Consider the following 15,052-nt stretch of genomic DNA (forward strand, 5'->3'; position numbering starts at 1 on the left):
CTTGATCAGATTTATATCATCAATCTCGCCTATGATGGACAATTCGTCGTTCTCCTCTATAACGGTATTGCCGTGAGGAATTTTAATATCTCCATTTCGTTTAAGAATCGTGATTAAACTCTCTCCGGGCAGTTCGATATCCATTATCTTCTTGCCGATCAGGCTCCTCGTATTGTTTTCCTGCGATACTTCTATATTGATAAAACGTTCATCCCGGAGTAAAATTTCTCTAAGCTCCGTATCATTTGACGCATTCTTCCAGCGTTCTAAAAAGTGCCGGCTATCTATCATTTCGGCCAGATGAGCTAAGATGCGCAAGTGCTGTCCTGAATTTTCCGACGAACTCACCAGGAAGAAAATAGCTCTCAGCTTCTCAATATCTCCGGTTTCATCCTCGTCCAGGACCTCAAAGCCTTCTGTAGATACGGTTATTTTTTCCGGAATCCGTACCAGCACCATCTGGGAAGGGCAATCCCTATCCAGCCGGATGTGATTCACAGCTGCTCCATTTCCGATAGGGATCGTGCCCGTATTCTGGGCTTCGCAAAATCGTTTAACAAGCTCTTCTTCACTTTCTTCAAAACGAGAGGCTAATATCCTGGATGCCCTTTTTATAATCGTCTTGTAGCTCACTTCGGTACTTTTTTCATCAATCACACCTGCCTGGGCTACAACTTTTTCATAGGGATCTTCTTCACGCAGCCCTTTCTCTCGTAGGATGCCCCGCATTTCCCGTTCAAGTCCACTGTCCTGTTTTTTACCGAGACGAGCGTGGACATGGAAAATAGCCCCCGTCCGCTCTACCTTGCGATGCGCATAGTAATAGTACCAGCCGACGGCAAAAGCCGATACGGCGACAGTAAATAAAATGGAGAGGATACCCATCTCAAAAATAAGGACAAACGAAAAAACCATCCCTATAATTTGAAGCCACGGATACCACGGAGAATTAAAACCGGGATCATATTCTTCAATTTTGCTTTCCCGCATTACAATGACTCCTAAATTGAGCAGGGCAAAAAGCAACAGCTGAAACGCACTGGCCAGCTTGGCTACGGATGCTACATTAAAGGCCAGCAGGAAAAACAGCATAAGACCCATCGTACCCAGAATAGAATTCATAGGCGTATTAAACCGGCCCAACCGGGCAAACTTCTCATTGAAGAGTGAGTCGCGGGCCATGGCCATGGGATACCTCGATGCCGACATAATGCCCGCATTGCCCGTAGAAGCAAAAGCGGCAATAGCTGCTATTACAATTAATAACAGCCCCAAATCACCAGGCAGCCAATCCATAAAAGCTTCTCCCGCTGTAGCTACGGGGGTTAAGTCCTGGCGAAAAGCTTCCGGCTCCAGCACGGCTACCATGAGATAAACACCTACCACATACACAAAAATAGCTGAACTTACCGCTAAAAACATCCCCAGTGGAATATTCCGGTCCGGATTTTTAACCTCTTCGGCAATACTGGCCACTTTTGTGAGTCCCGCATAAGAAACAAATACCATGCCTACTGTTGCGATAAAGCCAGTGGCTCCGTCAGTAAAAAACGGCGTGAACCGCTGAACAGTTATGCCCATGACATCCAGGGAAAATAAATGAACGATCCCTTGTAATATATAACCGAACATAATGGTAATGAGCGCCGCCACAAGTACTTTCTGGAGCGTAGTGGTTTCCTTGGCCCCGACAATATTCAGCGTTCCGAAAGCAAGTGTCAATATCACGGCTACCAGTGTAATGTTTACATCATAGTAGAGAGCAATATATGCACCCATTCCGATCAGGGCGAAGGCGCTTTTCAATACCAGGGCCAGCCATGATCCAAAACCGCCGATGCTTCCCATCAGGGGACCCAAACTTCGATCGATGATATAGTAGGTTCCCCCGGCTCGCGGCAACGCTGTCGAAAGCTCGGCCACACTGAACATGGTAGGCAAAATCAACACCCCGGAAACAAAATATGCCAGGAAAACAGAGGGGCCCGTTTCGGCGGCTGCCAGGCCAGGAAGCAGGAAAAAGCCGGAACTGAACATGGCCCCCGTTGCAATGGCGTATACATCAAATAAATTTAACTCTTTACTAAGCTTCTTGGAGTCGTCTAACGTTGGCAAAATTAATATTAGTTTATAAAATTATTCACTAGGACAATTGGGCTACAGTGGCTATGTAAATAAATATATATAACGCTATTCAATCATCTTTTTAACATGTTTAATATCTTCTTTATCTCCAATAATTGACAATCGGTCTCCTTCCTTAATGATCGTATCCCCGTGGGGAATCGTCAACCTGTTATCTCTTTTTAGTATGGCAATCAAACTATTGCCCGGTAAATCGACTTCTTTTATCTTATGACCCGTCATGGTTCTGGTATCATTTTCCATCGAGACGGTAATATTAATAAACCGTTCATCCCGCAGCAGTATTTCTCGTAATTCTCCTTCGTGATCAGCATTTCTCCATCGATCCAGGAAGGTTGAAGTATCGATCATCTCCGCCATATGTGATAAGGTACGCAAATGCTGACCCGATTTCATTTCTGAACTTATGATAAAGATTATGGCATATACCTTTTCCGACTTAGAAAGCTCTTCCTTATGTAATGGCTCGTAACCTTCAGTATCAAGATCGATACTCTCCGGAATTCTTACCAATGCCATCTCTGTGGGATGATCACGGTCTATTTTCAAATGATTGATAACCACCCCGTTACCAATAGGTACCGTACCCGCTTTTTGTGCTTCTAAAAAGAGCTCCGACAAGCTGTCAGCCTCTATATTAAACCGAGGGGCAAGCTGTGCGGAAACCTGCCTGACAATAGTCTGATAACTGAGTTCTCCGCTCTTCTCATCAATAACTACTGATCGAGCTACTATCTTTTCATAGGGATCTTCGTCGCGAAGTCCCTTTTCGCGGAGAATATCACGCATCTCGGTTTCCAATCCGCGGTAACGATACTCACCGAGGCGCGCATGCACGTGATAAATCGCTCCCTGCCGTTTTACCCTGCTGTAAGCATAATAGTAGTACCATCCAATACAAAATACCGTTACCAAACTTGTAAAGGCAATCGCTAAAATCCCCATCTCCACAATGAGTAATGTCGTAACAAGCATGCCTGCAATCTGCATACCCGGGTAAAGAGGAGAATTAAATCCCGGATCATATTCTTCAATTTTGCTTTCCCGCATAACGATTACGGCCAGGTTCAGCAGACCGAAGATAAGCAACATAAAAGCACTGGCGAGTTTAGCAATATCTTCTACATTCAACAGTAAAATAAAAACGATCATAATAACGCCTGTCATTATGATAGATACGGAGGGTGTTTGGAAACGTCCAACCGTGGCCATTCTCTTCCAAATAAGGTTATCGCGAGCCATAGCCAACGGGTAACGAGCTGCCGACATAATACCGGCATTACCGGTAGAAGCAAAAGCGGCAATAGCGGCAATCACGATCAATATCAACCCGACGGGTTCAGGAAACAGATCAAAGAATTCTAATGCTGCCGTGGCCACCGGCGTTAAATCATTGTGCAGTGTTTCGGGCTGGAGAACACCGACCATTACAAATACGCCGAGCACATAAATGACTGTTGCGGTCAGCAAGGAAAGAACCATACCCAGCGGGATGTTCCGGTCAGGATTTTTTACCTCTTCAGCCACGCTGGCTATCTGGGTTAATCCCGCATACGATACAAATACCAAACCGATCGTTGCTAACAAACCATTATACCCGAAGGGAAGAAAAGGAGTTAACTGCGTTTCGGCTATGACAGCCATCCCTGTACCAAACAGCACAAATAATCCCTGCACCACAAAAAGCACTAAAATGCCGATTAAAATAATCACAAAGGCATTCTGCAGGCGCGTAGTCTTTTTAACGCCGATAATATTCATCAGCATAAACAGCACGGTCAGTGTTATTGCAATAGGTTTTATTTGAATATCAAAGAAAAGCCCCAAATACGCTCCCATCCCCACCAGTGCGAAAGCGCTTTTAAATATGAGGGCCAGCCAGGTGCCCAATCCCCCTACGGTTCCAACCATCGGACCTAAACTGCGGTCCAAAAAGTAATAAGGTCCCCCGGCCCGCGGCAATGCGGTGGAGAGCTCGGCTACACTGAGCATGGCCGGCAATACTAAAATACCACCAATTAAATACGCTAAAATTACGGACGGTCCGCTGTAGGAGCTGGCTATTCCGGGCAAGAGAAAAAAACCAGAGCTAAACATAGCGCCCGTGCTAATTGCGTAAACATCAAAGAGTCCCAATTGTTTTTCTAATCTTTCATGCTCCATATAAATTCGCATTTTAAGATTGCAGAGGAATCAAAGTCTATATCTCAGCCGACTAAATGTCAGATTCTCAGGTATTTAAGATAAGTACGGGACAGGGACTCTGTTCGAGAATAGTTTCCACCCTGTGTCCCAAATAGAGCCGGTGAGAACCCGGACGCACATTGGTTCCGAGGATAATCAGATCTATTTCGTTATCTACGGTAAAATCATAAATAGCCTGCTCGGGACTTTCTCCACGCTCGATCACGGTCTCGGTTTTGACATCCATTGCTTCTCCCATTTCCTGAAGGTCCTCCATAATACTCTTTGCAATATCAATCTCATTATCTTTTTTAAATTTTCGCACATGGTAAGGAGTATCCGCATAATTATCGACAACGACGTTTAAAATGGAAACTTCGTGGCGGTGGTCGGACTTGGCAATGGAGAGTCCCAGGTCAACGGCATTTCTGGCCGCTTCAGAGCCATTGGTTGGTACCAGGATGCGATCGGGGCTCCAGCGTTCACTCGCTTTAAAACCCTGTACGATAAGCGTTGGACAGGGGGCTACTCTTGCCAGATAATCAATAAGGGGACTAAAAAGATGAGAAGAATTCGTCTGCCGTTCGGTAGCGCCAAGCACCAGCAGTTCATAGTCTTTTTTGGCTTCATCCAGGATGGCCTCCCCGATATTCTGCTCGGCAACAACTTTTGTAACCATCTCATCCTGGTTAAAATATTCTGAAAGCTTATCCAGATATTCCTCACACTTTTCTTCGTTGTTATCTCTTGCAACGGTAAATAACGTAAGCGACAATTCAGATTCCTGCCCTAACAATTCTAATACTTTTGCTTCAACAGACTGTATGGTAAGTTCATCCAGGTCATCAGAGCGAAACCGCACCGGCAACAGTATACGATGGACGCCCGCGATGAGGCTTTCCTCTTCCATCTCTTCTTTTTTTAAGCGCTCCTCTTCCTCGGTCCCTATTTCCACCCGTTTGAGCACCCATCTAAGGGCGGAAGGGGCCATCAGGGAGGTAGCCATAGCCATAACGACGATGATAGAAAACATGTCTTGCGCGAGAATGCCCAAATTCAAACCGATAGTGGCAATAATAATTTCCATGGCCCCACGGGCATTGAGTCCCGCACCAAAGCTGAGAGCCGACCAGTGATCCTTCCCCCCGATTACCCGCGCTCCGAAATAGGTACCGACAATTTTACCCAGCGTTGCCACGGCAATCACCAGCAGCGTGATCACAATAAGCGTTGGTTCCAGGAGGTTCAGCATATTGACTTTTAGCCCCGCTACCGCAAAAAAGATAGGAGCAAAAATAGCAAGAGCAACGCTTTCCAGGTTATGAATCACGCTTTCGGGCAGGCGCGGCATCATCCCGAACAGGATCCCCACAACAAACGCCCCCAATACAGCCTCCAGATTGAGGGCCTGGGTAACAGCACCCCACACAAACATCATAACAACGACCAATGTTAAGAGCCGGTCGGTACTTTCCACTTCATCCTGAACAAAAATCAACAACTTGCGAACAAACCAGCGCCCCAACGTAAAACTCAGAAGCATAAACGCCACTACGCTGCCAACAATTTGCAGTACGGTTCCTGCGGTTACAGCCTCCCCGCTTGCCAATCCCGCCACGATAGATAACAAAATCCAGCCCGTGGTATCATCGCTCATCCCAGCAGCAATAATTGTTTGACCAATATCACGACGCATCAAATCGAGATCCATCAGTACCTTGGCAATTACCGGAATAGCAGAAATGGACATCGATACCGCTACAAACAGTTCAAAAATAAGCCGGTTATCGGGATCCGCTACCAGGAAATCGGGGAGATATTGTCCCAGCAAGAAACCCGTGGCAAAGGTAATGGTGATCCCCCCGAACGAGACCCCGATAGCCGTACGGGCGTGACGCTTAATGAGTTTAATATCGGTTTCAAGTCCCGTTATGAGCATTAAAAACATCGCTCCAAGCAGGCTGACTGTTTCCAACAGGTAGCCCTGCACTTCATTCTGGGGAATCATCAAATGTCCGAATTCAGGAAACAGGCTGCTTAACAGGGAAGGTCCCAGTATGATACCCGCTAAAATCTCCCCAACCACGGAAGGTTGGCCCAACCGTTGGGCAACCTCTCCCAATGTCCGGGCAGCCAATAACAAAATTCCCACCTGTATAACGAGCATCAGTACATCATGATGCGGGGCTGCAGAAAAAATATCCACAATGAAGCGTATTTAAAGTTAGAGAAATTCAAGAGTAGGAGAATACAATTTTTAAAATTAACATTCCATTTTCAGTATTTTTTCTGTTAAACTGTATTAGAAGGAACCCAAAAATCTGTTACATTACCTCTTAAGGCTGTAACAGGCGGTAAAGGATTCGGTAATAGCTATAGAGGCTTTGAAAAACCAGCAGTTCTGGTCAATAGCAAAGCCTGAGTGAATTCAGAACCGCTTTATATAAGGCATAGCTGGGTATTTTGAATGCCCAAAAAAAATAAAGAGATTGACTAAATGAGCAGTTTTGCAAAGCCCTCTTAATAATGGACTCTGAATGATGAAGTTATTTCAACAGCTTATATTGAGTTTACTTCTTCTAACATGGATAGGATCGTGCAGCAGTTCACAAGACTCTGTTAATAAGACAAGGGTTACCGAAGAATCGGATGCCTACACCACGGCCTTTCCCAACCGGGATGTATCCGAACATCTACAAGACGCCCGACAAGCAATTATCAGAATTATTTCAACTGCTCATTACAACAGTTATGTTTTTGAAAAACCGGAAATCAGATTAGCTGACATACAAACGAACAGGCTGGAAAATATAGCATCTCAGCAGTATACCAACGATGAAAGTACGGCGGGAACCTCCATCATTTTAGATTTAAACAGGGATGGCGAGGCTATGCTTATAACCTGCGCTCATGCCGTCAACTCTCCTGATACCTTAATCAGCTATTTTTCGGACGAATCCTATCCTCCCAACACGTTTGTAGAGACAATCAGTATCAAGAGACGACAGACCAACCTGCTTTTTACCCCCAGTGAGCTGAGCAGCTTTGAAATCATAGCAGAAGACAGGCTCACTGATGTAGCGCTCCTCTCCGCCACCCTCAATTCCAAATCTCAGTCCGAGCACCGCTCCCTTACATTCGAGATGGGCAGCATGGATCATCTCCAGCTGGGTTCTTTTCTGTATGTGTTGGGATTTCCCAAAGGATTTCCCATGATTACCCGCGGGGTAGCCAGCACCCGGGCTCTTCGTCCCCACCGATTCTTTATCATGGATGCACTCTTTAACCCGGGCATCAGCGGGGGACTTGTTATCAGCAGCAGGGACAATTTCAGGAACTTCGAGTGGATTGGCATGGCCCGCTCTGCCACGGCTTCGCAGGAAACGGTCCTTATCCCCCGCCCCGATGATGACGGGGGAGCCAGTGGGCAGCAGCGCATCGTCCGTCCCTATAACGACACCGTTTTCCTCGGACAAAAAAGGCGGATATCGTACGGCATCACGCAGGCCATCCCAATCAGTGAAATTCGTTCTTTTCTTGAAGAGAACAGCGGCGTAATCGGCCGGCACGGCTTCGACTATTAGTACGGTCGGTGGTTGCGGGTTGCTCTCGCCGGGGGCTGAGTTTTCTCAGTCTCTATTTCTATTCCGATTTCCCCATCATCCCGGCCTAATAAATGGTGCTAAAAAAAGTGACCGGAGCCGGAGTGGATAAAATCATTTCTGTTTGAGGACCAGCGGGACGAGTTAAATGATTTTAGTGGAGGCGCAGGGAACGGCAGCACCACTTATTCAGCCGGCGACTTTTTTTTGGGTTCCGTTTTTTTCGTAATTGAAAAAAATGGGACATCAATCCCCCTTCTCTCCATCAAACGACAAGGCTGCGGCTCCCAATACTGAAACTTCATCCAGCTCGGATACCTCTATCCGGATTGACGCCAGGGAATTCGAATAGGCAAAGTCCTCCATCGCCCTGAACATGCTTTCCTTAAAATAAGGATAGGCCTTGCGAATCGTTCCTCCCAGGATAATCAGCTGGGGGTCGTACGCATACATCACCGCCTTGATCCCGTTACCCAGGTGGGTGCCAAAGGCTTCATACATCTTCTTCGCGCTCTCCCGGTTCTTTTTGGCCTCCTCATATACCTGCTTCCCCGGCAGGCCATATGCCCGTTCAAAGAACATCCCCGAACAGTAGTGTTCGAATATCGAACCCTTATAGGGGAGCATCCCGACTTCGCCGGCGCCGCAATGGTCACCGGAATACAACTGATCATTCAGGATCAGTCCCGAGCCAAAACCGGAACCGAGCGTCAGTCCCACCACGGATTTATACCCGCGGCCCTGGCCGAAAAACTTCTCTCCCAGCACAAAACAATTGGAATCGTTGTTTACATGCACCGGTTTGTCAAACTTCTCTTCTAAGATTCGTTTTACCGGTACTTTATCCCATGACGGGATATTCTGGACATCATACACAATGCCTTCCTCCACATCCACCACACTGGGTACCCCGATCCCAATGCTTATAACACCGGGGGTGTCAACCTGCTGAATCAATCCTTCTATCTGGTTTAGCAACTCGGAGGGATCGTTGCTGTCAACAATCTCTTCCCCCTCCAGTTGTTCAATATCATTTCCGCGGATACGTCCCACCCGAACATTCGTAGCTCCGAGGTCGATGCCGATAAAAGAGCGTTGCTTCATATCTTTCGTATTCACATTCACTGTTGCTGCGGTATTTCATTATGGTGTTAGCTAACGTGTGCTTCTTTCCCTTGCTTCCCTCGCCCTTTCCCTTTCCCCTTCTTCTCCCTCCCGGAAAATTCGATCGTCTTATTGGTAACCAGCGGATCCGCCCAGAAACCGATGCTCAGGATATAGCCAAACGTAAGATACAGGAAGAACATGCCGGACCTCAGTCCCAATACATCCCCGAGCGAGCCGACGATCAGCGGTACCACCGCACCTCCGACGATGCCGGTCACCAGAATCCCCGAGAACGAACCGTGGTTCTCGCGGACGGAGTTCAATGCGAGCGAAAATATGACCGGCCACATTACCGCTATTAAAAAACCGATAGCGGGAAAAGCATACAGGGCGATCTCCCCGCTCCCAAAGAGGGCCAGCGTCAGGCAAAGCAGGGCCCCGGCTGTAAAAGAAATAAGGACCCTCCGACTGTCCATCACCTTCAGTAAGAGGAGTCCCAATACCGTGCCGGCCGTCATCATTCCCCAGAACCAGGAGACCGTACTGGCGCCGGTGGTCTGGGGATCATAGCCGTGGTAGGTCGAGAGAAACTCGGAAATCCAGTTCGCGACGCCCTGTTCAGACCCTACGTAGCAGAAGATACCCAGAAAAAACATCCAAACCATCGGCTGCTTTAGCAACTCGAGCGTTTCAAATATCCCCACTTTTTCATCCTCCCTTCGTTCTACCTCCGGAAAACGGGACAGCAGTATGACAACCACCATGACCAGCGAGACCAGGGCAAAAATCCAGTAGAGCGATATCCAGGGCAGCTCACCGGGGACGACCGCGGCAAGAGTAGAAAGGAGGATTCCCTCAGTGACGCCGCTGTCCAGGTTAATAACCAGGTAGGAATAGACCAGGGGACTCAAAAAAGAGGCGAGCCCGAAAAACAGCTGACCCAGCTGCGAATTAAATGCAAAATTTTCTTCCCCGCCAGCTTCCCGCAACAAAGGATTAATAGCTACTTGCAGCATCGCCATCCCCGTACCAATCAGAAACAGTGAGATAATGGCTATCAGGTAATTCGGGAAGAGGCCGAACAGCAGCGCCCCGCCAAAGGCCACCAGGAAAGCGCTCACCATAATTTTCTTTTCACTGTAAAATTCAATCAGTAATCCCGCAGGAATTGACATCGCCCCATAGGCAATAAAGAAAGCAAAGGGGAGCACCGCTACCAGGGTGAGACTCAGGTCAAAGTCTTCAATTATTTCCGGAACGAGAGGACCGATAATATTGGTAAGAAAAGAGATGACAAAAAATATTAGCAGGATAAGTCCCACGAGATAGTAGTTCCGTTTCATATGTTATAATCTTTATTGATTTATTTTAACAATACTATTCTAACCAAAAGCGAAACCGTATTTTTCACAAATAAGAATACAAGACGACACTAAACCTTTTAAGTGCAATGGGATATCGTTGTGTCAGGACGAACAATACCCCATACGCTTGTTAAACGCTGTGAAATTGTCCCATCTGTTGTGTTGTACCTCAAAACGTTTCGGAATTCAACGCAGGGAGTATGCCCACTCCCTTGCTTGTTTCTCGCTTTGCTCAGGGTCCAGTTTCTGGTAAACAATCCAGGCCAACTGTCCCGCTGCGTGGAGTGATCTGCTCTATCTGAATTCGTGACAAGATCACCTGGTTATACGGTACAGGGACTATTTTATACCGCTTATGGGGCTGCCTTAACATGGCTAAGTGCTATAGGACGGCCGTAACCAGCGAAGGGTTGGGTTATCTAAATCACCTTAACGGTAACTATCAGGCAAGTTATAGCTTATCTCAGGCCACAGACGCTCGAGCTACCTCCCAATTATCCTTAACCTGTGACCTACGACACCGCAGCGCCCGTTTTCTCCAACAATTTCTTGGTTGCGCGTATCCCTTCATACTCGCCCAGTTCTCCCGAATATTCGATTCCCATATACCCGGTATATCCCGCCTCTTTTACAATCGTGAGCATTTTTTCGTAGTCGATATTCTTCTCGTTCCCCTGCTCGTCAAAAGCCATCGCCTTGGCACTGACGCCTTTGGCATATGGCATCAATTCTTCCACCCCTTTGTATCGATCGTATTCGTTCTCGTCCGATACCCTAAAATTTCCGAAATCAGGCAGGGTTCCGCAGTTATCCATTCCCACTTCTTCGATGACCCCGGAGAGCCACTGTCCGTCTGAAGAATAGCCGCCGTGATTCTCCACGATTACGTCAATTCCGTAATCTTCCGCATAAGTCGACAGGCGGCTGAGTCCGTCCACTGCCGCCTCGTGTTGTTCGGACCGTGTGCCGTCGCCGCGGGTATTCACCCGGATGGAATGACAGCCCAGATGCTCTGCGGCATGTACCCACTTATAATGATTTTCAACAGCTTCGGTCCGTTCCGACTGATCCGACACGGCCAAACCGCCCTCTCCATCAACCATAATGATAAGCTGCTCGACCCCGAGGTCGGCACACCGGCTGTTCATTTCATCCAGGTAGGAGGTATCCTCGGCTTTGTCCTTAAAAAATTGATTCACGTATTCCACCGCATGAATGCCAAATTCCTCCTTTGCAATTTTGGGGAAATCAAGATGGTCAATCTTGTCATCAAAGAGGTGATTGTGCAGGCTCCACTCGGCAAGTGAAATATCAAAAAAAAGATCCGGGGTTGCTGCCGGGCTGTCACAGGCTGATATCAGTCCCGGTACGCTGGAGATCGCCGCCGCCGTCATTCCCATTTGAAGAAATTCTTTTCTATCCATAACTGTGGTTTGATTTAATTGATTTAGAGATCCTTTTTTCTGACTTTCGACTTTAATATTTGTTCAACTATTTTGCTTTCTGTGCAAATTCTACCCATCCATTTTCCTTATTTCGTATTTTTCTCATTTTTATATTTTCGATTTTGTCTTTCTCAATGCAGGCAAAGTGTATGTTTGCGGTATCTATGACTACCCCAATCAAACAATGACCCATAATATCTATATCTTATCAGATCCTCAACAGTTTTACCAGATATTTAATACCATTTATATAGAACTATTGTGCAGGATTATCAAATGATGCTCGATTATTTATAATGGAGTACCAAATTCTGTACTACAATGAAATAAATATTCTCTGACTTTATCTCTTTATCGCTACAAAATTACATGTAATGGGCAGGGTATCAACTTAAAAAAAGTTTTATATATCCGGGAAATTCATTGGAATGGACCCCATTGAAAGTCTTATTATTCATTGGGCTGTCTTGTTCAAGCAAATATTCTTGAAGCTCTGACCATCCTTCCCTGGCATCAAAAATAACCTCCAGGTCACTTTCAGATATTTCCAGGATCTCCATAATTTTACGATACTGATCTATCAAATACTCATTCTGTCTTCTTGCTTTATGTCGTTGCTCAACCATACTTTTTCCCGCGCGGATACCACTTTTGGATAAATAGCGAAGAATTACTCTTTTATCTATCATGTTGATTAAGAATCTACCTCGTTCCGGATGGTCTGCAAAGCCAGGGCCATATGATTCTCAACGGTTTTTCGGGTAATTCCCATTACTTCGGCAATTTCTTTGTAGCTGAGTCCATTTCGCCGATAAAGGGTAAATACCATTCTCCTTCGTTCAGACATATCTTCAACAATATTCCATATGGCATCAACAAGTTCTAAAACGTCATTCGACTCTTTATACGTTTTTTGTTGATATATTTTTTTCTTTGTCAAATTGTTTAAGACCTGATCGGATAATCTTTTGGTAATATTTTGCTGCCTGTTTTTTCGCTCAAGCAAATCCAAGGCTTTATTTCTCACGGCATGATAAAGATACATGCGCAAAGAGTGGTAGATATTCCAGCTTGAGCGCCTTCGCCAGATCTTCAAAAAAACCTCTTGAACAGCATCAGAAGCTAAATCTTCCGATTTTAAAATCTTGAAAGCATATCTGCACAATGAGGAATAATATTCAAAAAAAAGTTCTTCGAACGCTTCTTCATTTCCATTCCGTATCTCCTTTACCCTTTTTTCCTCATCTGAATTCATATATCCTATTCTATTAATTTAAAAACGAGAATTGATAAAAAGCTGTCCCTGTTTTTATCTCCTGAAACAAGGTATGAGCATATCCCTTACTTTCTCAAATACCAACCCCGGATTTATTACCGGTGCAGGTAGTGGTGCACAAGCTGGTCTCTGCTGCACAGCAAAAGATACCCCCTTTTCAAAAAGAACTTTTTGTTTCAAAAGAAGAAAAACGTGTTGACAAATCATTCACAGTGACCCGGCACATCCACCAGGTTCCCGCCGCCACTTTCTTCCGGTATTTACCAAACTCATCGCGGAATTAGGATCATTTCATCGCAGGATTAGGTTCATTAATAAATATTGGGGGGCTTTGCAAAACCGTTCTTTTACCCAATGTCGACGTGAGCGGTCGGTTCAAATCTCCTTAACCTCCTTCTGGCCTTGACCTTTCCCGATGCTTCGGGACTGGTTATTCAATGCCCTCTGTTAATGATCCCGGTGACCGATTCCGTCAGGAATTCCTTTGTAGTAGCGAAACCCTTCAACCGCGGCCCCATCTTTTTGATTGTCATAGACCCGGCTGCGCATTTTCTTCAGAAACGCCTCTCGGTCCTCCGGCTCCAAATCTTCGGCTTCCAGGTCCGTCCCGTTGTAATCATCCCAGGCCGAACTAAACTGACTGACATGCATAGAGACGGCTTCAAACTTCCGGTCGGCGTGTTTCCCCGAGATATCCACCCAGGTATTCTGATCCTCTTCTACTCCGCTGAAAAACATGTACTCCTCAATCAGGTGTGCTTCAAGTCCATCCTGGGTAATCTGCCCCGGAAATATCAGGCGCCATTCCGCCGCCCGGGCTGCGTCGACCGCCAAGTACGAGGCGCGCCGATGGTCGGTTTTTAGCCATTTTTGATAGCCATATCCTGGATCAAAAGCAAACAACACATCCGGCCTTATCTTCCGGTACCACTTGACCAGTCGGCGGGCCACCTCCTCCTTGTCCGCAAACTCAAGCATACCGTCCGTATAACCGAGGTTGATATAATTTTCCTCCGGAATTCCGATCTCGTTGAGCGCCCGCAGCTCCTCTCCCCTTCTGATCCTTGCGAGCCGATCGCGGGTCATGTCCGGATCCTTCGTCCCTACATTACCCGTGGTCATCAACAGAACATACACCTCATTGCCATTCTCCCGGAGCATGGACAAGGTGCCGTAGGAACGTGAGTCATCATCCGGATGCGCCCCTACCAACAGAATCGTTTTCCCGCTCCATTCACTTACCGGTGTTTCCGGTTGAGCCAAAACGGCAGAGGCCGTAAATACCGCCGTTAACAAGGACAGCATAACTATTTTCTTCACTTCTTTCATCGTAGTATTCGTTGATTTATGTTGCTATTAATTAACTTACCTGCAAGCGTTGGTAGTTAGCCCTTATTTTACACCGGAAATTCCCGGATTCGGAATAAAAAAAATTCAGGCATGATACCCGGTCCTCCATCAATCCATCTCCCATCCCCGACCCGGCTGCACCGCAATCAATACCGTCCGGAGAACACACAAAATATATTAAAAATCTCATCATACAAGCTCCATGTTCTCGGGATTCCATTCAATAATTTCATTTTGAAAATAGCTCAAATTACTGGCCAGCGCCGGGGCGGCGGCCCGCAAGCCAAAGCTGGCATCCTGAAGCAGTGCCGAACCGTCCCGCACAGCCCCAAAGAAATTGTCGAAGTGGTCGTAGCGCGAACTATATCCCTCCGGAGCTTTATACGTAAACACCTCGGGCTCAACGGACGAAGGTCGCTGCTCATCCCCATATTTCTCATGGTAATATTCCCGGTACTCGTTGCGGACCTCTTCCCCAAACTCATAGATCGTCATGCCGGGTTCTTCCGGTAGTTTGGCTTTGCTCAGCGTTACCCGATCTCCGCTTATGACGATTTCTCCCTCGGTACCTACAAAACG

Annotated in this window: 10 protein-coding genes and 1 pseudogene; 1 reads left to right on the plus strand and 10 read right to left on the minus strand. The window is 46.5% G+C overall.

Features of this window, described 5'->3' with window-relative positions; genetic code table 11:
- From ACESLU_RS05330 to ACESLU_RS05340, 3 genes are all read right to left on the minus strand, one after another.
- Nucleotides 1–2,115 (minus strand): amino acid permease (locus tag ACESLU_RS05330; protein ID WP_372636172.1); only part of this gene is annotated, 2,115 nt, incomplete at its 3' end.
- A gap of 75 nt (nucleotides 2,116–2,190) precedes the next feature.
- Complete coding sequence (locus tag ACESLU_RS05335) at nucleotides 2,191–4,308, minus strand: amino acid permease (protein WP_372636175.1); 2,118 nt, start codon at nucleotides 4,306–4,308, stop codon at nucleotides 2,191–2,193.
- Between the two features lie 67 nt (nucleotides 4,309–4,375).
- Nucleotides 4,376–6,535: a cation:proton antiporter gene (locus ACESLU_RS05340; RefSeq protein ID WP_372636178.1), complete on the minus strand. Its 2,160-nt coding sequence runs from the start codon at nucleotides 6,533–6,535 to the stop codon at nucleotides 4,376–4,378.
- A 358-nt stretch (nucleotides 6,536–6,893) separates the two neighbouring features.
- On the opposite strand from ACESLU_RS05340, the gene ACESLU_RS05345 reads away from it, so the two are divergent.
- Complete coding sequence (locus ACESLU_RS05345; protein ID WP_372636180.1) at nucleotides 6,894–7,913, plus strand: serine protease; 1,020 nt, start codon at nucleotides 6,894–6,896, stop codon at nucleotides 7,911–7,913.
- Nucleotides 7,914–8,177: 264 nt separating this feature from the next.
- Here the strand turns inward: ACESLU_RS05345 and ACESLU_RS05350 are convergent, their stop codons facing one another.
- From ACESLU_RS05350 to ACESLU_RS05380, 7 genes and pseudogenes are all read right to left on the minus strand, one after another.
- On the minus strand, nucleotides 8,178–9,050 hold the full coding sequence (locus tag ACESLU_RS05350; protein WP_372636183.1) for an ROK family protein: 873 nt from the start codon (nucleotides 9,048–9,050) through the stop codon (nucleotides 8,178–8,180).
- A gap of 32 nt (nucleotides 9,051–9,082) precedes the next feature.
- Nucleotides 9,083–10,381, minus strand: a complete 1,299-nt coding sequence (locus ACESLU_RS05355; RefSeq protein WP_372636186.1) for a sugar MFS transporter — start codon at nucleotides 10,379–10,381, stop codon at nucleotides 9,083–9,085.
- A 533-nt stretch (nucleotides 10,382–10,914) separates the two neighbouring features.
- On the minus strand, nucleotides 10,915–11,826 hold the full coding sequence (locus ACESLU_RS05360; protein WP_372636190.1) for a sugar phosphate isomerase/epimerase family protein: 912 nt from the start codon (nucleotides 11,824–11,826) through the stop codon (nucleotides 10,915–10,917).
- 407 nt (nucleotides 11,827–12,233) lie between these two features.
- Complete coding sequence (locus tag ACESLU_RS05365; RefSeq protein ID WP_372636193.1) at nucleotides 12,234–12,536, minus strand: hypothetical protein; 303 nt, start codon at nucleotides 12,534–12,536, stop codon at nucleotides 12,234–12,236.
- A 5-nt stretch (nucleotides 12,537–12,541) separates the two neighbouring features.
- A complete protein-coding gene (locus tag ACESLU_RS05370) occupies nucleotides 12,542–13,102 on the minus strand; it encodes an RNA polymerase sigma-70 factor (protein WP_372636196.1) in 561 nt (186 codons plus the stop codon).
- Nucleotides 13,103–13,570: 468 nt separating this feature from the next.
- A complete protein-coding gene (locus ACESLU_RS05375) occupies nucleotides 13,571–14,452 on the minus strand; it encodes a PIG-L deacetylase family protein (protein ID WP_372636199.1) in 882 nt (293 codons plus the stop codon).
- A gap of 210 nt (nucleotides 14,453–14,662) precedes the next feature.
- Nucleotides 14,663–15,052 (minus strand): annotated as a pseudogene (locus tag ACESLU_RS05380) (gfo/Idh/MocA family oxidoreductase); the annotation flags it as partial.

The sequence above is a fragment of the Fodinibius sp. genome (assembly GCF_041642155.1).
Lineage (GTDB): Bacteria > Bacteroidota > Rhodothermia > Balneolales > Balneolaceae > Fodinibius.

What these genes read in the sequence shown, in the direction of transcription:
- ACESLU_RS05370 (WP_372636196.1), bottom strand. Translation starts at nt 13,102, where the DNA reads ATGAATTCAGATGAGGAAAAAAGGGTAAAGGAGATACGGAATGGAAAT.
- ACESLU_RS05365 (WP_372636193.1), bottom strand. Translation starts at nt 12,536, where the DNA reads ATGATAGATAAAAGAGTAATTCTTCGCTATTTATCCAAAAGTGGTATC.
- ACESLU_RS05375 (WP_372636199.1), bottom strand. Translation starts at nt 14,452, where the DNA reads ATGAAAGAAGTGAAGAAAATAGTTATGCTGTCCTTGTTAACGGCGGTA.
- ACESLU_RS05360 (WP_372636190.1), bottom strand. Translation starts at nt 11,826, where the DNA reads ATGGATAGAAAAGAATTTCTTCAAATGGGAATGACGGCGGCGGCGATC.
- ACESLU_RS05335 (WP_372636175.1), bottom strand. Translation starts at nt 4,308, where the DNA reads ATGGAGCATGAAAGATTAGAAAAACAATTGGGACTCTTTGATGTTTAC.
- ACESLU_RS05355 (WP_372636186.1), bottom strand. Translation starts at nt 10,381, where the DNA reads ATGAAACGGAACTACTATCTCGTGGGACTTATCCTGCTAATATTTTTT.